Origin of the sequence: Streptomyces sp. Y20, assembly GCF_043195475.1 — a bacterium.
Classification (GTDB): domain Bacteria; phylum Actinomycetota; class Actinomycetes; order Streptomycetales; family Streptomycetaceae; genus Streptomyces.
Window position 1 is genome coordinate 85,710 of record NZ_JBIDDP010000006.1, and the last position, 21,849, is coordinate 107,558.

A 21,849-nucleotide genomic window follows, 5' to 3' on the forward strand; every position below is an offset into this window, starting at 1 on the left:
CCCAGGGGTCTGCATGATGATGTGGAATCTTGCATACTCTTCCTATGTCCAAGGTCCTCACTTCCCTTCCCGTCGGCGAGCGCGTCGGCATTGCCTTCTCCGGCGGTCTCGACACGTCGGTCGCCGTCGCATGGATGCGCGACAAGGGCGCCATCCCGTGCACCTACACCGCCGACATCGGCCAGTACGACGAGCCCGACATCGCCTCGGTGCCCGGCCGCGCGACCAGCTACGGCGCCGAGGTCGCCCGCCTGGTCGACTGCCGGGCGGCCCTCGTCGAGGAGGGCCTGGCCGCACTGGCCTGCGGTGCGTTCCACATCCGCTCGGGCGGGCGCGTCTACTTCAACACCACGCCCCTCGGCCGCGCCGTCACCGGCACCCTGCTGGTGCGGGCCATGCTCGAGGACGACGTGCAGATCTGGGGTGACGGCTCCACCTTCAAGGGCAACGACATCGAGCGGTTCTACCGCTACGGTCTGCTCGCCAACCCGCATCTGCGGATCTACAAGCCCTGGCTGGACTCCGGCTTCGTGACCGAGCTGGGCGGCCGCAAGGAGATGTCGGAGTGGCTGCTCGCGCACGGGCTGCCGTACCGCGACAGCACGGAGAAGGCCTACTCCACCGACGCCAACATCTGGGGCGCCACCCACGAGGCCAAGACCCTGGAGCACCTGGACACCGGGATCGAGACCGTCGAGCCGATCATGGGTGTCCGGCACTGGGACCCCGAGGTCGAGATCGCGCCCGAGGACGTGACGATCGGCTTCGACCAGGGCCGCCCGGTGGCCGTCAACGGCAAGGAGTTCGCCTCGCCGGTCGAACTGGTCATGGAGGTCAACGCCATCGGAGGCCGGCACGGCCTCGGCATGTCGGACCAGATCGAGAACCGGATCATCGAGGCCAAGAGCCGCGGCATCTACGAGGCCCCCGGCATGGCCCTGCTGCACATCGCCTACGAGCGCCTGGTCAACGCGATCCACAACGAGGACACCGTCGCCCAATACCACAACGAGGGCCGCCGCCTCGGCCGGCTGCTCTACGAGGGCCGCTGGCTGGACCCGCAGGCGCTGATGGTCCGCGAGTCGCTGCAACGCTGGGTCGGCGCCGCCGTCACCGGCGAGGTGACCCTGCGGCTGCGGCGCGGCGAGGACTACTCGCTCCTCGACACCACCGGCCCGGCGTTCAGCTACCACCCGGACAAGCTGTCCATGGAGCGCACCGAGGACTCCGCGTTCGGCCCCTCCGACCGCATCGGCCAGCTCACCATGCGCAACCTCGACATCGCCGACTCCCGCGCGCGTCTGGAGCAGTACGCGGGACTCGGCCTGATCGGCACCGGCCATCCCGCCATCGGCGCCGCCCAGGCGGCCGCCACCGGCCTGATCGGCAGCATGCCGGAGGGCGGCGCAGAGGTCATCGCCTCCCGGGGCGAGGCCGCCGCCGGTGACGAGATGCTGGACCGCGCCGCGATGGAGTCGGGCGCCGACTGACCGGCCGCCGGTCACACGTCCCCGCGCGACGGGCCCCGGCGGTGCCGCACCGCCGGGGCCCGCTGCCGTCCGCCCGCCGGAACCGCGCGTGTGGGGACCGCGCCCCGTGCGTGCTGGAACCCCGCTCCCGCACCGCGTGCACGCCGCGTACGTGCCGCTCGCGACGACTGTCGCACCGGCGGCGATCCCGCGCCACCGTGGCGCAAAATAGTCAGGTCCATGATCGGGGGACTGTGATAGACATGGAAGCCACAAGGCGGGGCTCACTCAGACACACGTCACCAGGCGGTACGCCGCCACCGCACGCCAGTGCACACATCCCCCCGGGACGGGCCGCGTACCACAACGACCCCACGTCGCCGTCGTATCGGCCGGGCCGGGACAGGCCGGGCCGCGAACCCGGGCACCACGCCAGCCCCGTCCACCTCTCAAGGGAGCGCCGTGCCAGCACACCAGACGCCCACTGCCGCACCACGGGTACGTGAGGTCATGGCTGCTGCCACCAGACGCCGCCGGACGCCACCCCGGAGGCCGTGACCCGCAGGCCGCCGCGCCGGCACCCGCCGGGCGGCACGCGCCTCGTCACGAACCGGACGCCCCTCACGCAGTACTCGTCGTGGATCCCCTTGGGTGGTGTGCACATGCAGAACAATTCCGGTCCCAGCGGCGTGTCCCTGCACCGCTTCGGTCCGCCGGGCGAGGCGGGGGACCCGGCGCACCGGGCCGGCCTCGTCTGCTTCCCGCACGCCGGGGGAGGGGCGACGGCCTACGCCTCCTGGCGGCGCGCACTCCCCGACCGGATCGACCTCTACGCCCACGTTCCGCCCGGGCGGGAGGCGCGCGGGCGCGAGGCACTGCTGGACTCCGTGCCCGACCTCGTCGCGGACGTCCTGCCGGATGTGATGGCCCTTCAGCAGCCGCTGGTCCTGGCCGGACACAGCTTCGGGGCGTGCCTGGCCTACGCCTTGACGCTCCGGCTGACCGAACTGGGGCGCCCGCCGGCCCACCTCGTCGTACTGGCGGCCGGAGCACCCGGACCGGCGACACCCCGGGCCCCCGGGGACGACCACGAGATCGAGCTGCTGTGGAAGCGTCTCGGCGCGAACCCCGCGGGACTCGACCGCCCCGCGTTCCGGGAACGGTTCTTCCCCGTGCTGCGCGCGGACCTCACCGCGCACGCCTCCTTCCGTCCGCCGCTCGACGGACCGCACCTGGCCACACCCGTCACCGCGCTGTACGGGGACGAGGACGCCGATGTGACGGCCGACGTGGCGGCCACCTGGCGCGCGCTGTGCGCCGGCCCCTTCCGGCTCGCGGCGGTACCGGGCGGGCACTTCTTCCCGCAGAACTCGCCGACCGCGACGATCGGCGCGCTCGCCCGCGCGCTCGATGTCTAGTTCGGTCGTCCGGGGAATGGCCCGGTTTATCCACCCGGGCCGCACGCAATGCAGAGAAGTCCCCCTTGAGTGTTCGATTGACGACGGATAGGCTGCGGAGGTCGAGGATTCACGGTATTCGCACAGGGGGAACATGTGGCGATAGCACCCGACAAACCGGGGACCCTGCACCAGTTTTTCGAGGAAAGCGTCCGAAAAGCTCCCGATAATATCGCTCTGGAGTACGAGGGCGAATGCATCAGCTACGGCGAACTGAACCGCAGAGCCAACAAGCTGGCGCACTACCTGCGCGACACCGCCGGAGTCGTCCCGGACGACCGGGTGGCCATTCTCGTACGGCATCCGCCGAGTGTGGTCATCGGCATGCTCGCCGCGCTCAAGGCCGGCGGTGCCTATGTCGCGCTGGATCCGGACAACCCGCCGGCCGTGACGCACCGCATCATCGAGAACACGGCGCCCAGAGCGCTCCTCGTCGAGTCCTCCGCCGCGGCCGGCGCCGCGTTCTTCGGCGGCGCGCTGTTCGTGACGGACGTGATGAGCGCCACCCTCGACACCCCGGACACCGATCCGGCACCGCTGTCGACACCCACGGACCTCGCCTATGTGATCCACACCTCGGGCACCACCGGGGCACCGAAGGCGACAGCGGTCGAGCACCACGCCATCGTCAAGACGCTGACCTGGCGCAATGCCTACTACGGGTTCGGCCCGGACGACACGACGCTCGCCATGCCGCAGCCCTCGTTCGACAGCTCCGTGGCCGACACCTTCTGTGCCCTCACCTCCGGAGCACGACTCCTCCTGCCCGCCCGGGACCGCATCACGGACCGGCGCTATCTCACCGGCCTGATGGAGCGGCGGGAGGTCTCGCACTTCCTCATCACCCCGGCGCTCTACAGCCGTCTCCTCGCCGGCATGAACGCACAATCGACCAAGGCGTTGCGAAGTATCACGATCGCCGGGGAATGGTTCACCTCCAGTCTCGTTCGTGAGCATTTCTCCCGGCTTCCCGACGTGAAACTCCTCAATGAATACGGCCCCTCCGAGAATTCCGTGTGCTCTACGGTCCACCCCCTCGGCGCCTCGGATCCGCACGTGCTCATCGGAAAGCCCATCGATCACACCGAGGCTTTCGTGGTGGGCGAGGACGGAGAACCGGTGGAGCCGGGCGGCACGGGCGAGCTCTATCTTGCCGGAGCCCGCCTGGCCCGGGGCTACCTCGGTAATCCGGAGCAGACCGAGGAAAGCTTCTTCGTGCCCTCGCCGCCGTTTTTCGGCGGAAAGCGGGTCTATCGGACCGGTGACATCGTCCGGGTGCACGAGGACGGCAATCTCCAGTTCGTGGAGCGCCGGGACCAGCAGGTGAAGATCCGGGGCCGGCGCGTCGACCTGGGTGACGTGGCCGAGGCCCTCACGAAGGACGACTCGGTCGACCACGTCGTCCTGCTGCGCCGCGACGTCACCTCGGCGACGCCCCGTCTGGTCGCCTTCGTCGTCGGTCCCACGGCGAGCGACGTCGAACGCCTGCGGGCGACGGCGCAGGAGAGCCTGCCGGACTACATGGTCCCGTCGGCGATCATCCCGATCGACACCGTGCCCGTCACCGCGCACGGCAAGGTGGACGAAGCGGCCCTCGCCGCGCTGTACTCCGACACGACCTCTCCGGCGGGCCCGGCGCCCGAGCCGGCGTCACCGGCCGAATCGGTGCTCCTCGGGATCTGGCGGAAGATCTTCGCCCCCCTCGCAGTGGGCCTGGACGACGACTTCTTCGAACTCGGCGGCGACTCCCTCAGCGTGATGGACCTCGTCGCCGACGTGGAGGAGAGCCTCGGGGTCCAGCTGGACAACTCGGATCCCTACACGGGCAGAACCATACGGAGCCTGGCTCTCATCATCGAGAGCCGGCAGAGCAGCGAGGTGGGTAAACCTTGAGCGGACAGGGCGGTACTGATTCCATGGAGACGGAGTTCACGGGCGTCGACCACGACGTGGTCATCGCGGGCGGTGGCCTGGCCGGGCTCTGCCTCGCCAAGCAGCTCAAGGACGCCTACCCCTCGCTCAGCGTCCTCGTGTGCGAGCGCGAGCGTTCGCCCATTCCGCTGTCCGCGTTCAAGGTGGGCGAATCGACGGTCGAGGTGGGCGCCCACTACTTCGCCGCGGTCGTCGGCATCCGCGACTACCTCGAGGAACACCAGCTGGAGAAGCTGGGGCTGCGCTACTTCTACGGCGACCACCCCGACTTCCACCTGGAATCCGAGTTCGGCGTCAACCGGTTCCTGCCGGCGAAGTCCTACCAGCTGAACCGGGGCTCCCTGGAGGAGCACCTGCGGGTGGTGGCGGCCGGCGCCGGGGCCGAACTCACCCAGGGCGTACGCGTCCTGGACATCGAGCTGGGCGAGCAGGACGCACCGCACCGGGTGACGTACCAGAGCGACGACGGGGACAACCCGGAGACGACCACCGTCACCTGCCGCTGGGTCGTCGACGCCACCGGCCGGCACCGGCTCCTCCAGCGCAAGCTGGGACTCACCAAGCGGTATCCCAAGCCGCACAACTCCGTCTGGTTCCGCCTCGAAGGACGCCTGGACACCGACGAGCTGGTGGCGCCGGACAAGACGGCCTGGCACGACCGCGCGGACGAGCCCCGGTGGCATTCCACCAACCACTTCATGTTCGAGGGCGGCTGGGTGTGGGCCATCCCGCTGGCCCCGAACCACACCAGCGTCGGCATCGTCGTGAGCGACGAACTCCATCCGGTCACCAAGTACAACCGGATCGAGAAGGCCATAGACTTCGTGGTCGACCGCGTCCCCGGCTTCGACCCGGCGATCCGCGAACTGCCGGTGCTCGACTTCCGGGTCCTGAAGAACTACAGCCACTCCTCCCACCAGGTCTTCTCCCAGGACCGATGGGCGTGCGTCGGGGACGCCGCGGTCTTCGCGGACCCCTACTACTCGGTGGGCTCGAACCTGATCGGCTACGCCAACGGATTCGTCACCGAGATGATCGGCCGTGACCGGGCGGGGTCCTTCCAGGCGGACTTCGTCCGTTACGCCAACCGGTGGTTCCTGTCGCTTGCCGAAGGACTCACCCACAACATCCAGGGCTCGTACGCCTTCCACGACAACCCGGTGATCATGTCCCTGAAGACGATCTGGGACTACTACGTGGGGTGGGCGTTCTCCGACCCCCAGTTCTACGGCAAGACGTACCTGGACGAGTCCGCGAGTACGACACTCAGCGCGCTCGGTGCCCCCGTGGTGGCGACCCAGGGCGCCGTCATGAACCTGCTCAAGGCATGGTCGGGCAGCTATCGGGGTGTCTTCGAGTTCGACTACATCGACTACTTCGACGACCTGCCGACCCTCGCCCGCCTCTTCGTGCAGAACCTGCCCGCCGACGACACCGAGACCCCGGCCTTCGGCCAGGTGCTGGTGAGCATCCGCGACGGCATCGACCGCATCGAGGAACTGGCGCACGTCCTGTTCTACCTGGCCCTGGAGGACGCGCTGCCCGAGCACCTCGACACCGTCCGCTCCCGCGGCTGGCTGAACGTCTCGGCACTGAGCCTGGACCCGGACCGCTGGGAGAAGGACGGCCTGTTCACGCCGAAGAGCCGGCCCCGGCTGGACGAGGTCAAGAAGCTCGAAGAGGAACTGCGCCGGCTGTACCGGGTCTCGTCGCCCGTCCGGCAGTAGTCCGCCCCACCCCGCACAGCGGGTTCACCTCCCCGAGGTGAACCCGCTGTCCTCATGCGGTGCCGCAGTGGGCGACCCGTACCCGTGGCACCCGCACCGCCGGGATCCGTCAGTGGCCGCGGGGCGCCGCCGCCGACACCGGCCCGGCGGAGGGCCGCGGGTCGGCGTCCGCCGCCGGCAGGCGGCGGCACAGCATCAGCAACGGCTGCGTCAGCAGTGTGGTCGCGATCGCCATCAGCACGAACACGGTGTAGAGCGGTCCGCTCAACAGCCCCGCCTGGAGACCGGCGTTGAGAGCGATCAGCTCCGTGAGACCGCGGGTGCTGAGCAGCACCCCGATCGTCAGCGACGTACGGTTGTCCAGCCGGCAGGCACGCGCCGCCAGCGCCCCGGAACCCACCTTGGCGACCACGGCGAGCACCGTGACCACTGCCAGCACGGCCACGGCGGTGCCGCCCAGCGCGCCGACGGCGACACTGCGGCCCGACACCACGAAGAAGAACGGCAGCAGCAGCGAGCCCACGCTGTCCAGCGAGCGCACCAGCTCCGGGTCCAGGGTGCCGTCGGGCTCCCGCGGCGTGACCACCCCGGCGAGCAGCGCCCCGAAGATGACGTGCAGGCCGAGCGCGCTGGTCGCCCACGCGGCCGTGAAGGCGAACCCGATCAGCAGTGCCAGCCGGGGCTGCGCGGAGACACCGGGGAAACGGTGGAAGCGCTTCAGCAGCAGCCGCGCGGGCCAGACCATCACGACGACGAAGACCACGAGCAGGAGCAGGCGTACCGGCAGTGACATCCCGGAACCGCCGCCCTCGCCCCGCATCAGGGTGCCGAGCAGGACCGCCCAGCCGACGATGTCGATCAGGCCGGCGGCCGAGACGGCGAGGACACCGGGAACCGTCCCGGCCAGCCCGTTCTCCCGCACGACGACGACCAGCACCGGTACGGCGGTGATCGACAGCGCGACGGCCAGGAAGAGGACCGAACTCGCCGACAGGTGGTGCGGGACGCCCAGCTTCTCCAGCGTGCCGTGGAACAGCAGCGCGGCGCCCGCGCCCACCGCCATCGGCACGGCGAACGCCGCGGCGGCGACCGTCAGCGTGGTCCGCGACCTCCCGCGCAACAGGCTCAGGTCGAGTTCGTACCCGACGACGTACAGGAACAGCACCAGCGAGACCTGGCTCAGACCGGTCAGCATCGGCGCTATGGCCTGGGGAAACAGCGTGTCCCCGACGGAGTCGGGGAGTTGGGACAGCAGGCTGGGGCCGAGGGCGATGCCGGCGATCAGCTGGCCCACGATGGTGGGCTGGCCGAGTCTGCGGGACGCCCATCCGCCCGCGTGGGCGGCCAGCAGGATCACCGCCGCCGCTCCTATGAGATGGGTGATGGCCAGGTCAGGACTCACGGATTTCCCCCTTGTCGGCGCCGTGCGGCACGGATGCGGCAGGCGTGGTGATGCCGTCCGGGAAGGGTTCCCGGGGCTGGGCGAAGCAGCTCAGTGCCTGGTCGAGGCCCTGGCGCAGCGCCCGGGCCGTGCGCTGTCCGGCCTCCTGCGGGTCCGCCTCCAGCCGTAGCACCCGCCGGCCGGTCCGGGGCGCCGCGAGCAGGGTCACGCTCAGCGGCACCCGGCCGGCCGGCGGGGCGACGGCCTCGGAGGCGACCAGCACCGTGGGCAGGCCGTGGGCCGGGGCCGCCGTCCGGACCGCCCGGTCCACCGCCACGACCAGGTCGGCCGGGGTGGTCGCGACGGCCACGTCCACCGGGCAGCGGACACGCGCCGCCGCCCGCTGCACCTGAAGGCCGCCCGGTCCGCCGCAGCCGGCGGTCAGCAGCGCCACCGCGGAGGTCAGTACCACGAGTTCCTCGGCCGCCCGCCCGCCACTGATGCGGGCCAGGGCCCGTACGGCGCTCTCCGACAGGGCGAGGTCGGTCGTGGTGCGCGCCGGTCCACCGGCGGCGTCGGCCGCCGGGGCGGACAGTGCGGGCAGCGCGGCAAGCGGCGCGTCGGGGTCGTCCAGGACGGCCCGCAGGACCTCCCGCAGCTGCTCGCCGATGCGCGCGGCGCTGTGCGCCGTGAACCGGTCGAGGCGGTGGCCGACACGGATCTCCGCGGGGTGGGCGGTGCCCGGCTCCGGCAGCCGGAAACCGAACGACAGGTCGAAGTCACCGACCTGCGGCGGCTCGTCCAGATGCCGGGCCGTGCGCCGGCCGTCGCCCTCGCCGGCCGTGACGGCCGGCGACATCGCCGTCTCCACCAGCACGTCGAACAGCGGATTGCGGCCCGCCGTCCGCGGCAGCGCGAGGTCCTCCACGAGCCGGTCGAACGGGTACTCCTCGTGCTCCTGGACGTCCAGGGCCGTCCGGCGGACCCGGTCCAGCAGCGTGGTGAAGGAGTCCGCCGGCTCCAGCGCGGTGCGCAGGACGACCGTGTTGGCGTACAGGCCGACCTCCTCCGCCAGTCCGGGCGCCGAACGGCCGGCCACCACCGTGCCGAGCGGCAGGTCCGCGAGGCCCGTCAGCCGGTGCAGCAGCACGCGGGCGGCCGCTACGCACACCATGAACGGTGTGGCGGAGGCCCGTACGGCCACCGCGCGCAGCCGGCCCGTCAGTTCCTCGTCCAGGGGCACACGCGCCTGCCCGCCCGCGCTGTCGCGGACTGCGCCCGGCGGGTGGTCGGCGGGCAGCGGGGGGAGCGGCGGGAGATCGCCGAGCGTCCGCCGCCAGTACGCCGAGTGCGCCGCCCCGTTCCGCGCGGCCAGCCGGTCCGCCAGCGCCCGCGTGTGCGCACGGTAGCCGGGCAGCGGGGGCAGCTCGGCGGGCCGCCCCGCCTCGGTGGCGCCGGCCGCCGTGAGCAGATCGCGCAGCAGCACGGTGTACGACCAGCCGTCGTTCACGCAGTGGTGGACGTTGAACAGCAGCACGGGCCGCTGACCCTCGGCGCTCAGGTACCGCAGCCGGAACAGCGGGCCCGTGGCCAGGTCGAAACGCCACCTGCTCTCCTCGTCCCGCGCGCGGGCGAGGGCGGTCTCGAAGTGCTCGGGCGCGACCACCTGGACCAGCGGAGCGAGGTCCGGGCCACCGGTGTCGTGCACGACCTGCCGCAGTCGCGCGCCCGAGCCGTCCGAGGGCAGATCGAAAGTGGTGCGCAGCGACTCGTGCCGGGCCACCACCGCGCGCATTCCGGCGCGCAGCGCCTCCTCGGACAGGGGACGGTCCAGCTCGTACGCCTCCACCATGTTGTGGGCACGCGACTCGCCCTCGTCCAGCGCCTCCAGCAGCCACATGCGCCGCTGCGCGTTGCTCGCCTCGATCGTGGCCGGCAGCGGCTCCCCGGGCGCCTGCGGCCCGGGAGCGGCGGCTGGCGAGGCGGCCTGCGCGGCGGGGGACGGCCGTGCGTCGTCCAGGCCCTTGCGTACGGCCTCGGCCAGCGCCCCGGGGGTCCGCGCGGTGAAGATCTGCCGTACGGCGACCCCGCACTCCGGCTCCACGGCGCACAGTGCACTGACCAGCTGGGCGGCGGTGAGGCTGTGGCCGCCCGCCTCGAAGAAATCCTCGTCGGCGGAGCGGGGCGGCTGCCCGAACACGCTCTCCCAGGCGTCGGCGACCGTCCGTGAGGCGTCGTCGTACGTCGCCCAGACCTCCGTGGTCCGGGGATCGGGCGAGGCCGCGAGCGCGGCCCGGTCGATCTTGCCGTGCGGTGTCCGGGGGAGTGCGGGCAGCTGGGTGAGGAGGCGGGGCACCATGTGCGCGGGCAGTCCCTCGGCCAGCCGGGAACGTACGACGGCCGGTTCGACCGGGGTGTCGGCCGTGTACCAGGCGGCCAGCGTCACCGAGTCGGCGCCGGCAGGGCGGGGCAGCACCACCGCCTCCCGCACCCCGGCCAGCCGCACCAGCGCCTGCTCCACCTCGCCCGGCTCCACGCGCTGGCCGTGCAGCTGGACCTGGCTGTCGATCCGGCCCAGGAAGTCCAGCGTGCCGTCGGCGTTCCAGCGGGCGAGGTCGCCCGTGCGGAAGCTGTGGCCGGCGTCGCCTGCCGGGCACGGGACGAAGCGCTCCGCCGTAGCCTCCGGCGCGTCGAGATAGCCGGCCGCCACACCGGGGCCGGCGACATAGATCTCCCCGGGGACGCCGACGGGCGCCGGCACGCCCCACCGCGTCACCAGGAGCACGCCGAAGCCCGGGGACGGGGAGCCGATGGGCACCGACATCAGCTCGGCGGCCCGGTCGCCGGGGCACACGTACGACGCGCACTCCACGGTCGCCTCGCACGGGCCGTAGAGGTTGACCAGCGTGCCGATGCGCAGCCGGCCCGCGGTACGGGCCATCAGGCCGCGCGGCACGGCGTCGCCGCCGAGGATCAGATGGGACAGGGGCAGCCCGGCCGTCGGCGGAAGAGCCTCCAGCATGGCCGACAACAGACCCGGGACGCAGTTGAGAAGACTGACCCGTTCGGCCCGGACGCGCTCCCAGAAGGTGACCGGGTCCAGTTCGTCGGGCGCTCCCATCGCGATCAGGGTGCCGCCGACGCCGAGCGTCACGAAGATCTGGTACGCCGTGGCGTCCGAGGTGAGCGCGGACAGCAGGGCGGTCCGGACGCCGGCGTCGATGCCGAGCTGCGCCGCGGAGGTGACCACCTTGTGGCGCAGCTGGTCGTGCCGGATGCTCACCGGGCGCGGCAGCCCGGTGGACCCCGAGGTGAAGAACAGGACGGCCTCGTCACCGGGCCGTGCCAGCGGTGCGGGTGACGGGCCGGCCGTGACGTCCGGCCGGTCACCGAGGACCCGGGCCGAGGGCACGGCCGGCAGGGCGCAGTCGGCGGGCGGCCGGTCGCCGATCAGGAGCTTGGCCCCGCTCAGCCGCAGGAGATGGCTGATGCGCTGTTCCGGATGGCCGGGATCGACGGGCACATAGGCGGCGCCCGCCCGCAGGACGGCCAGCACGGCCACGACCAGGCCCGCGCCGCGCGGCAGCAGGACGGCGACCCGGTCGCCGGGACCGACCCCGTGCTCGGCGCGCAGCTCACCGGCCAGGAGCGCCGCCTGCCGCATCAGGTCGTCGTACGTCAGACGGGTGGCACCGTCGACGACGGCGATCCGGTCTCCGCTCCGCGCGGCCGTCGCGTCGACCAGGTCGAGGAGCGACAGGGCGGGGAAGGCGGCCGGCAGCGGCAGTCCGCTCCAGCGCTCCAGCTCGGCGCGCTGGTCCGCGCCGAGCACGTCCACCTGCCCGGCGGGGCGCCGCGGATCGCGGCCGAGGTCGGTCAGCGCGGCGGCGACACACCGTGGCAGCCCGGCCGCGGCCACCGGGACCCGGCCGTGCGCCGACACGGCTTCCACGCGCAGGGTGCCGTCCTCCTCGAGCCGCCCGCGCACCTCGACCCCGGCACGCGCGGGCCCTGCGGACTCTCCGGGCTCCTGCCACCGCACGGCGAGTTGGGACAGGGCGTCGCTCTCCGCCGCACCCGCCGCCCGGAGTTGCGCGGCCAGTGCGCCACGGTGCCGCCAGGCGAACGGGGTCGCGGCTCGCAGGTCGGCGTGGGCGGCGGTGAGGAACTCGGTCATCGGCGTCGTCGGGCCCAGCGGTGTCCGCAGGGCGAGTTCGGCGTCCGGGTCGGCCGGTGAGGCACAGAGCACGGCCAGGTCCCCGGCCGCTCCGAAGGCGGTCAGGCACAGCCGCGTGGCGGCGAGCAGCAGCAGGTGCAGGCCGACCGGGTCGTCGCCCGCGATGCGCCGCAGCGCCGCGGCCGGCCCGGCCGGCACGAACGCGGCCTCCGGTACCGGCGCGGTCGCGCCGTCCGGCTCCAGCAGGGGTTCCCGCCGGATGCCCCGGAGCATCGCGAGCCAGTGGGCGCGCACTGCCGCGGAGTCTCTTTCCGCCGCGTGGCCGGAAACAGCGGTCCCCGGTGAGGAGCGCGTCGGTCCAGGGGTAGGGTCGGGGCCTTTCGGCAACGGTGACTCCTCGGCTTGGAAAGGACAGGAGAAGATGCGGGTCAGGAAATCGAAGCGGTAACCGTGGGACGGGCGCGAGAATGCCCGAACGTGCTTCGGTGGTTTGGTTGTCCGCAGGGTCGCGGGGAATGCGCGGGATGTGAAGTGACGCGGCTCACATTGCGGGTTACTGGGTCGAAGTGTCTGGTGAGACTAGGCTTCGACCCAGTCTTTTCCGGCGGCGCGGGGATTGAGAGTCGGTGGACGGAATCGGGGGAAGGGGGCTTTCCGTGGCGTTCTCGGAACGTCGATCGAGGATATCCGGAGCGTCCCGAATTTCCCCGCATTTTAGACCGGAGAAGGTTTGCCCCGACCCGGACCGTTATGTGTCCGATATCTCTCCCGAGGGTCCGTCTGTCCCGAATAAAGCCTGAGCACAGAAAAGGAAAGCACACCTCATGAACTTCAGAGGAGCTCTTCCCGTCGCGGAACTCCCGCTGCGAGCCGACGACCGGATGCCCTGCCTGGAACTGACGGACGCGGAGCACACCGCCCTGCGGGACCTGGCGGAGGCGGCGCTGGAGCGCGGTCACGAACAGCCGATCGACCGACGACTCGACGAACTCGCGCTGCTCGCCCACGAGATACCTCTGCGCATCCGGTCCCATCTTGTCAGCTTCCGCCTCACCGGGCGTCCCTACGGCGGTCTCGTCCTCGCCAACCTGCCCGTGTCCGAGGCCCTGGCCGGACCGACCCCCACCGACTACGTCCACGAACCGGTCAGCGAGGAAGCCGAACGGGCGACCGCCCTGCTGCTCCTGATCGGCTCGCTGCTCGGCGACCCGGTCTCCTTCGTGACCCAGCAGCGGGGCCGACTGGTGCTCGACCTGTTCCCGATCAAGGGACATGAGGGGGAACAGCTCGGCTCCAGCTCCACCACCACCCTGGAGTGGCACAACGAGGACGCCTTCCACCCGCTGCGCGCCGACTGGATCCTGCTGGCGGGGATCCGCAACCACGACCGGGTGCCGACCACCTTCGCCACCGTCCAGGACATCGAACTGGAGGACCGGGTGCGGGAGGTGCTCTTCCAGGAACGCTTCGTCATCCTGCCGGACGAGTCGCACACCGCCGCCTTCAACAGCAGGACCACCGGTGTGGACGAGGAGAGCTGGGTCGCCGAGGCGTTCCGCGACATCGCCGACCGGCAGACGGCGCCGCGCCGGACGGCGGTCCTCTCCGGCGACCGCGAGGCTCCCTACATCTGCATCGATCCGGCCTTCATGCCACGGTCCCTGGACCCTGAGGCGCTGGAGGCGCTCGACGCGGTGACCGCGGCCATCGACGCCGGGCTGCGGGACGTCGTGGTCGGGCCCGGTGAGCTGCTCATCGTGGACAACAAGCGGGCCGTCCACGGGCGGCGGCCGTTCGCCGCGCGCTACGACGGCACCGACCGCTGGCTGCGCCGTATCAACGTGCTCGCCGACCTGCGCAAGGCCGGCGGACGGCGCTTCGCGCCGCACCGCCGCGCCCTGGTCTGACCGGTCGTCACGGTGGCGGCCCGCGACCACGGGCCGCCACGCGGACCGGGTGGCCCGGTCCGCGGCCCCCCGGACGGGCCGGGAGGTCAGAAGTCGTAGGTCGTCGCGCCCCATACGTCCTCCTCCGCTTCCGGCAGGCTCCGGACCGCGCCCACCGGCGTCCGCGGTTCACCCACCACGGCGGACACCAGCCCCACCAGGTCGTCCGCGAAGCCGGCCGCCTCCTCCTCCGTCACCAGCTGCCGGTCGTAGGTGAGATCCAGGTGCAGCAGGCCGCCGCGGACACTCGCGTACAGCCACAGGTCGCTGTCGGCGGGCAGTGCGTCGGCCAGGACGTCCTCGACCTGCCAGGACGGGCCGCCGACGGTCGCGTTCTCCCAGCTGACGCCCAGGTCCAGCAGGACGCTGCGGCCGGGCCGCGCACCGATGCCGAGGCGCTCGACCAGGGTGTCGAAGGGCAGCCGGGCGTGCTCGTACGCCTCCACGACGCGCGCGCCGACATGCTCCAGCAGCTCGTCCAGCCCGTCCTGCGGTCCGAACTCCAGCCGCAGCGGCACCGCGTTGGCGAAGTAGCCGACCAGCGCGTCGGCGGCCGGGCTGTGCCGCAGACTCGCGGGGAAGCCCAGGACGAGATCCGTCGCCCCGGTCGCCCGGTGGAGCAGAGCGGTGAACGCGGTCACCACGACCGCGTACGGCGTCGCCGGGGAGCCCTGCACCGACTCGGCCGGGAGCGTGCGCCGCGCGAGTCCGGCGAGTCCCCGGCGCCTGCCCCGGCGTGCGGCGTCCACGAGGTCGGGGGCGGGCCGCACCCCCGCCAGCCGCTCCCGCCAGAACGCCTCCTGCCGCGCGGCCTCCCGCGAGCCGAGCCAGGCCTGTTCCTCGGCGGCCCAGTCGCGGTACTGGTAGTCCGGCACGGGCCGCCGGTCACCGCCGTGCCGCTCCACCGCGTCGTACGCGGCGAACAGGTCGTCGAGCAGCACGTTCACGCTGGCACCGTCGTAGATCAGATGGTGGGCGCTGACCGTGAGCAGGTCGCCGCCGGCCGGCCCCTTGATCAGGCACACCTCGAACAGCGGGGCCCGCTCCAGGTCGAAGGTCACGGCACGGGCCCGGCGCAGGGCCTCGCGGACGGCCGGCCCGTCGGGGTCGGCGCCCGGCAGCTCGGTCACGCGCAGCGGCACGCCCCCGGGGAGCCGGTCCAACACGGTCAGCCCGGCGGTCGCCCCGGAGGGCAGCACCTGCGCCCGCAGCAGTTCCTGGCGCTCGACGACGGCGGTGAGCGCCGCGCGCAGCGTGTCGGGGGACAGGGAGCGGCCCGTGCGGACGAGGTCCGCGATGATGAACCGGTCCGCGTGCGTACGGCGCGAGGTCAGCCAGACCCTGCGCTGTGCCCGGGACAGCGGGAAGGCGCCCTGGCCGGCCGGGGGCGCGGCCACCTCGGGCTCCGGCGTATCGTCCGCCGCGCGGTCCGGCAGGGCCTCCGCGAGCCGGCGTACCGTCGGGCGGGCGAACACCGTGCTGACCGCCACGCCCAGCTCCTTGGCGATGCGTGCCGCGGTGAGGCTGTGGCCGCCCAGCGCGAACAGGTCGGCGTCCAGCTGGTGCACGGGGTGGCCCAGCACCGCCGACCACACGCCGGCCACGCGCAGCTGAGCATCGGTCAGTTCCGTCTCCGCCGCCGCGCCGGCGTCCTCCCCGGGCTCGGGCGGGGCGGGCAGCGCGGAGCGGTCCAGCTTGCCGATGGAGGTGACCGGAAGCGCCGGTACCGTCACGTAGGCGTCGGGGACCATGTGGGCGGGCAGCCGGTCGGCGAGGTACGCCCGCAGCCGGGATGGCTCGCCGTCGCCCACGACGTAGGCGACGAGGCGGTGGGAGCCGTCCCCGGCGGTGCCCGGCACCGCCACGACGGCCGCGCCGCGTACGCCCGGCGCCCCGGCCAGCGTCTCGGTGACCTCGCCGGGCTCCACCCGGTGGCCGCGGATCTGCACCTGGTCGTCGATGCGCCCGAGGCACAGAAGACTTCCGTCGGGCAGCCACCGTCCCAGGTCGCCGGTGCGGTACATCCGCTGCCCGTCGCGCACCGGATTCGCCACGAACCGTTCCCCGGTCCTGCGCTCGTCGCCCAGGTAGCCGCGCGCCAGCCCGATGCCGCCGATGCAGATCTCGCCCGGGGCGCCGAAGGGCACCAGTGCGCCGTGCTCGTCGAGCAGGTCCACCGTCTTGTTGGGGAACGGCCTGCCCACGGGCGGCTCTCCGGCGCCGGCCCGCACCTGGACGAGAGTGGTGGCGACACTGTCCTCCGAGGGGCCGTACTCGTTGAACAACTCGGCGTCGGGCAGCAGCTGGTGATGCCGGTCCGCGAGGGCCGCGGTGAGCCTCTCGCCGCCCAGGACGACCTGGCGCAGCGAGGGCAGCCGGTCCCCGGCGTAGTCCAGGATCAGCTGGTACAGGCTGGGCACGGTCTGCACATGGGTCACGTGCTCGCGCCGGATGACGGCCGCGACCTCGTCGGGGTCGATGAGCTGTTCCCGCTCCAGGACCACCAGGGGCGCGCCGGCGCAGAGAGCGGACAGCACGTCCGAGATGCCCGCGTCGGCGTGCACCGGGTCGACCTGGAGGACGCGGGAGTGCGGGCCGAGGCCGTAGTGGTCGATGCGGTAGCGGACCGTGTTGAGGATGCCCAGGTGCTCGACCATGACGCCTTTGGGGGAGCCGGTGGAGCCGGAGGTGTAGACGACGTACGCCAGGTCCTCGGGGCCCGCCGCGCGCGACCGTGGCCCGGGTGGTCCGGCGGCGGTGTCCCGGCCGAGGACCACGACGGGCTGCGGCGCCCCGGCCAGCGTCTCGGCCCGGACGGGATCGGCGAGCACCGCTGTGGCCCCGCTGTCGGCGAGGAGTTCCCGCACCCGGAGTCCGGGCTGTTCCGGGTCCAGCGGCAGGAAGGCGGAACCGGTCTTGAGGATGGCGAGAAGGGACACCAGCATCCACTCGGTGCGCGCGCACAGCAGGGCGACGATCCGCTCGGGCCCGGTCGGTGCCGCCGCGGCGAGTCGCGTGGCCAGCCGGTCGGCCATGCCGTCCAGTTCGGCGTAACCGTAGGCGCGGTCACCGCAGATGACTGCGGTGGCCCCGGGCCGCGCGCGGACCTGCTCGGCGAACAGGTCGAGGACGGTGCGCTCGGCCGGGAGCCGCTGGTGCGGCCCGGTGCCCAGCGCGAGCAGGTCCTCGCGCCGACCCGCCGGCAGGACGGGGAGGAGCGCCACCGGGGTGTCGGGTGCGGCGCACACCTGCGCGGCCAGTCCGGCGAGCCGACCCGCTGTGCGCCGGGCGTCGCGGGCGTCGGCGGTGTCGCTGCGCACGGTCACCGCGATGCGCCCCGCGTCCGGGTCCAGCCGGCCGGTGAGGACGGCGTGCCGGACTCCGTCCGCCGTGAAGGCGGTGCCCGGCAACTGCCCGCGGCCGACGGCGGCGTCGACGGCCCGCTGCTCGGCACGCAGGCAGGCGCGGAAGCCGGCGTCCGGGTCGAGGGGCGTGCTCACAGGCGCCTCGCCGCCGGGGAGTACGGCCCGGACGGGGCCGGTCGCGTCCGGGGCCAGCCGGTGCAGCAGGACGCGCAGCAGCGCGGGGACCGCCGTCGGTACCTCCGCGCCCGCGGAGGCGCACAGCGCGCGCAGCGCGGCACTGGTCTCGTCGTCGAGCGCGACGGTCACCCGCGCTCGGCCATCGGCAACGCTCATCAGGATCTCCTCTGCCAGGGGCGCCTCGGCCGGGAACGCGGACGGGGTACGCCGATTGCGGCACTGCCGGTGGCAGCGGGGGACGGCCGGTGGGGTGGCCCGTGCGCGGGCCACCAGGACGGTCACTCGGGCCGGCGTCGGGGCGGGCACGGCGTGGCCGCCGGGAGCGGGTCGTGGGTCCGGTGCCGGCAACCGCCCGGACGGCGGGGAGGGTCAGGTGGCGGGACGGTGGTGCGGCGGACGCCGGCGGGCGTGGACGCGCCGGTGCCGCTCGGCGGGGGCCCGGCCGTCCTGTCGTGGCCCCGGCCGGTACGGCTCACGTGGGAGCCGCACCCCGGGCGGCGACCGCCCGCGGGGCGTGCGGTCGCGTGCGTAAGGGGGCTGGTGTCAGCGGGCACCCGCCGGCACCGCAGGCGCCGACGAGTGGGAGCGTACGTCCGGGCGGGAGGCGCTCGCCGCGGCGGTGCTCACCGGGCCGGCGGGCACGGTCTCGGGTCCGGCGTCGTGTCGGGGACGCGCGGGCGGGCGCGGCGACAGGACGCGGATGCCGCGGCCCGCCCCGGCCGGGCGAGCGGGAGACGCCCCGCCGGCCTCCGTGCGTCGAGGCCTTCGGGGGCGGGCGTCCGGCTCCCGGCGGAGCCGTCGTCCCGGACCGGTGGAGAGAATGCCTCGATTGCGGGCGTCATGGACGTGCGGTCCTTTCGTCATTCCTGCGGGTGGTCTGCCCGCGCGGGACGAGGAAACGAAGGCGAGAGCCCGGGATTCCGCGCCCCCTGCCCACCGTGGGGCGAAGCTCGTGACCTTCTCCGTCCGAGCGTGCCATAGTGACGGGTGTCAGCCAAGCGTTTTCGGGGAAAATCTGACGGGGGGTCGCGGGGGCGATCAGGGACTGTGTCAAGATCCGTTCCGCTGCTATGCTCGTCGTCCGAACGCCTAGCGATACGGGAGGGGGCAAACGCGGAAAATCCGACATGCGGGGGCGGTGCGGTATGCCGAGTTCGCCCGGCACTCGTGAGTGTAATGCCGAAGCTGCGGTATTGACCGGGACGCAGCGGCTCGCCTGCCCACTGTGTCGGTCTCAGGCCATCTGACCTGCGAGAACCTCAGCTCTTCCGGAACTCGGGAAGCGCGGGGCGATGAAAAGGGAAAGCCGTTCCCGGGATGCCCGAGAGGCAATGGAGCGGCCCTTGTCGGACTTTCGCGATGTCATTCCCGGAAGCTGGGCATGAACTCCCGCAGAACTGCCCGCGAGGAAATCGGTGAGAAAACGAGAAGAGACCCCCTCGTCTCCGCGGACGGGGGGATATCCGGTTTCTCGACGGCATTTTCCGGGAACTGTCCCGCGGTTCCCCGTCCGGTGCTGCGTGCCCGTCGGCCCGCGGCGCCCGGCCGGTTAAACGGCGCGCTTCCGCGTGCGCCTCACAAGGCGGCCCCCGTCCCGCCCGCCGGAATCTCCGGCACGTAAACACCCTGTCCGATTCCGTGGGCCCGGCACAAGACCCTTCCTGGCCTCGGAGACAGCCGCGGCCACGCGGGCCCGCGAGGCGAAACCCGCGCCGTGCGGGGCCCGGCCCCGACCCCTTGAGGACCCGTCATGAGCTTCGAAAACGCATCCCGCCCCACCGCGGCACCGACTCCGACTCCCCTGCGGGCCAGGCTCACCGGAGCCGGGCACAGCGGACGCGGCGAACTCACCGAGGAGCTGACGCCCGCCGCGCGCGAGGGCCTGCGCCGGGTGGCCGGGGAACGCCCCCTGGAGGAACTCGTCGTCCTCACCGCCGCCGCCGCGCTGGTCCTGCGTGCGGCGGAGGACGTGCCCGAACCCGTGCTCGCCGTGTCCGGGCCACGGGGCACCACCGCCTGCGCCGTCACCACCCCTGGGGAAGCGCCCCTGCGGGACCTGGTCCTCGCCGTCGACACCGCGCTGCGGGGCGCGGACACCGTGGCCGCCGACGACTCCGGGCTGCCCTTCTCCCTCCTCGTGCGGTCCGACCGGCTGTCGTCCGCGCCGCACGCCGGCACCGCCCTCGTGGTGAGCCTGCGCGAGGCACCGGACGGCGGCCGCGCGCTGCACGCCGCCTTCGACACCGGGCGGCTGGACGCCTGGTGGGCCGCAGTGGTGCTCCGCTCCCTGGTGACCGTGCTGGCCGCCTTCACCGAGCCCGGCACCGCCTGCGCCGCCGTCGAGCCGACGGCGCCCGAGGACAGTGCCGAGGTGGCCCGCTGGGAACGCGCCGGGTTCGCGCCGGAGCCCACGCCGGGCACCCTGCTGGGGCCGTTCATGGACCGGGTGCGCGAGGCACCGGACGCCGTCGCCGTGGTGGACGGCGACCAGCGCGTCACCTACGCCGACCTGGCGGCCCGCACCGAGAAGGTGGCCCGCCGGCTCGCCGAGGCCGGAGTGCGGCCCGGCGACCGGGTGGCGACCGCGCTGCCCAAGAGCTCGAACGCCGTGGCCGTCATCCTCGGCGTCCTGCGCGCCGCCGCCGCCTACGTACCACTGGATCCCCGACTCCCCGCCGAACGCCTCCGGTTCGTCCTCGACGACGCCGCCTGCGCGGCCGTGGTGAGCGACGACACCGGGCTGCTCGCCACGAGCCCGGTGCCCGTGCTGACGGCCGACGCCCTCGCCGGGACGACGGAGACCGCCGTGCAGGGGCCGGCCCTGCCCGCCCTCCCCGGTCCGGACGACCCCGCCTACGTCATCTACACCTCCGGCTCCACGGGCACCCCCAAGGGCGTCGCGATCCGGCACTCCGCCATCGCGGGATACCTGTCCTGGAAGCGGCGCTACCACGAACTGGACGCCGGTACCCGGCTCGTCCAGGTGCCCTCGTTCTCCTTCGACAGCTCCGTCTCCGATCTGTTCTCCGTCCTCGGCGCCGGCGGCACCCTGCTGCTCCTGCCGGAGTCCGACCGGCTGGTGCCGCAGCGCGTCGGGGACCTGGTGAGCCGCCACCGCGCCACGCACATCACCCTGGTGCCGTCGCTGTACCGCGTCCTGCTCGACGCACTGGCCGCGCCGGGCTCGCTGCGCCTGGTCACCGTGGCCGGCGAGGCGTGCCCCGCCGAACTCGTCACCCGCCACTTCCGGCGGCTGCCCGGTGTCCGGCTGGTCAACGAGTACGGCCCGACGGAGAACTCGGTCGGCGCGACCGCCTACGACTGCGACGAGCGGCCCCGGCACGGATTCCCCGTGGGCACGCCCATCGACACCACCGTCCTGGAGGTGCTCGACGAGCGGGGCCGCCGGCTGCCCCCCGGCTTCCCCGGAGAGATCCACCTGGCCGGGACCGGCCTGGCCGACGGCTACGTGAACGACCCCGACCTCACCGAGCGGCTCTTCACCGAGGCGGCCGAGCTGCCCGGCGGCCGGCGCTACCGCACGGGGGACCGGGGCTGGTGGACGCCCGCCGGGGTGGAGTTCCTCGGCCGTGGCGACAGCCAGGTCAAGATCCGCGGCAACCGCGTCGAACTCGGCGACGTGGAAGCGGGGCTCTGCTCGGTCCCCGGCGTGGCCTCCGCCGTCGCCCTGGCCGCGCCCGGCGCCGACGGCTCGCGGGTCCTCGTCGCCTTCCTGACCGGCGACGCCGACCCCGACGAGGTACGCGCGAAGGCGCGCCGCGTCCTGCCCGGCCACATGGTGCCCGGCCGGGTCGAGCGGCTCCAGGACATGCCGCTGACCCGCAACGGCAAGGTGGACCGGGCCGCCCTGGCGGACCGGGCCGGAGAACTGCTGCGGGCCACCGCCGCGCACGACGCGCCGGCGTCCCCCGCGCCGGCGCCCGAGGAGCCTGCCGGCGGCGGCCTCACCGCCCAGGTCACCGAGCTCTTCGCCGAGGTGCTCGGGGTGTCGGCGGTGGGCCCGGAGGACGACTTCTTCGAACTGGGCGGGCACAGCCTCGCCGCCGCGCTCCTCGTCATCGAGCTGGAGAACCGGCTCGGCGTGCAGGTGGAGCTGGACGACTTCTTCGACGAACCCACGGTGGGCGGCGTGTGCCGCGCCGCCGCGGTCTCCCGGGCGTGACGTCGGGGCCGGGCGCACCGGCGCCCGGCCCCCCG

At 73.2% G+C, this 21,849-nt stretch carries 9 protein-coding genes; 6 read left to right on the top strand and 3 right to left on the bottom strand.

What is annotated here, in order from left to right; genetic code table 11:
• Positions 1 to 44 precede the first annotated feature (44 nt).
• The 4 genes from argG to ACGFT1_RS17150 all read left to right on the top strand — a co-directional run bounded on the left by argG (position 45) and on the right by ACGFT1_RS17150 (position 6,585).
• Entirely contained in the window at positions 45 to 1,490 is a 1,446-nt protein-coding gene (gene argG, locus ACGFT1_RS17135; RefSeq protein WP_373909783.1) for an argininosuccinate synthase, read from the top strand.
• Between the two features lie 641 nt (positions 1,491 to 2,131).
• Positions 2,132 to 2,887 carry a thioesterase II family protein gene (locus ACGFT1_RS17140; RefSeq protein WP_373909784.1) on the top strand — a complete coding sequence of 252 codons (756 nt, stop codon included), beginning with the start codon at positions 2,132 to 2,134 and terminating at the stop codon, positions 2,885 to 2,887.
• A gap of 135 nt (positions 2,888 to 3,022) precedes the next feature.
• The gene (locus tag ACGFT1_RS17145) at positions 3,023 to 4,819 is read left to right on the top strand and encodes an amino acid adenylation domain-containing protein (RefSeq protein WP_373909785.1); all 1,797 of its coding nucleotides are present in this window, start codon (positions 3,023 to 3,025) and stop codon (positions 4,817 to 4,819) included.
• 23 nt (positions 4,820 to 4,842) lie between these two features.
• Complete coding sequence (locus ACGFT1_RS17150; protein ID WP_373909786.1) at positions 4,843 to 6,585, top strand: NAD(P)/FAD-dependent oxidoreductase; 1,743 nt, start codon at positions 4,843 to 4,845, stop codon at positions 6,583 to 6,585.
• Between the two features lie 109 nt (positions 6,586 to 6,694).
• Here ACGFT1_RS17150 and ACGFT1_RS17155 read toward each other — a convergent pair whose 3' ends face one another.
• Both ACGFT1_RS17155 and ACGFT1_RS17160 read right to left on the bottom strand, forming a co-directional pair.
• On the bottom strand, positions 6,695 to 7,987 hold the full coding sequence (locus ACGFT1_RS17155) for a cation:proton antiporter (protein WP_373909787.1): 1,293 nt from the start codon (positions 7,985 to 7,987) through the stop codon (positions 6,695 to 6,697).
• Positions 7,977 to 12,437 (bottom strand): amino acid adenylation domain-containing protein, encoded by a 4,461-nt coding sequence (locus tag ACGFT1_RS17160; protein WP_373909788.1) that lies wholly within the window; start codon positions 12,435 to 12,437, stop codon positions 7,977 to 7,979. The genes ACGFT1_RS17155 and ACGFT1_RS17160 overlap by 11 nt, the downstream gene beginning before the upstream one ends.
• A gap of 530 nt (positions 12,438 to 12,967) precedes the next feature.
• Here ACGFT1_RS17160 and gntD point away from each other — a divergent pair.
• The gene (gene gntD / locus ACGFT1_RS17165) at positions 12,968 to 14,050 is read left to right on the top strand and encodes a guanitoxin biosynthesis L-enduracididine beta-hydroxylase GntD (protein ID WP_373909789.1); all 1,083 of its coding nucleotides are present in this window, start codon (positions 12,968 to 12,970) and stop codon (positions 14,048 to 14,050) included.
• 86 nt (positions 14,051 to 14,136) lie between these two features.
• Here the strand turns inward: gntD and ACGFT1_RS17170 are convergent, their stop codons facing one another.
• On the bottom strand, positions 14,137 to 17,787 hold the full coding sequence (locus ACGFT1_RS17170) for an amino acid adenylation domain-containing protein (RefSeq protein WP_373909790.1): 3,651 nt from the start codon (positions 17,785 to 17,787) through the stop codon (positions 14,137 to 14,139).
• 1,594 nt (positions 17,788 to 19,381) lie between these two features.
• Here ACGFT1_RS17170 and ACGFT1_RS17175 point away from each other — a divergent pair.
• Complete coding sequence (locus tag ACGFT1_RS17175; RefSeq protein ID WP_373909791.1) at positions 19,382 to 21,814, top strand: amino acid adenylation domain-containing protein; 2,433 nt, start codon at positions 19,382 to 19,384, stop codon at positions 21,812 to 21,814.
• The last annotated feature ends 35 nt before the right edge of the window (positions 21,815 to 21,849 follow it).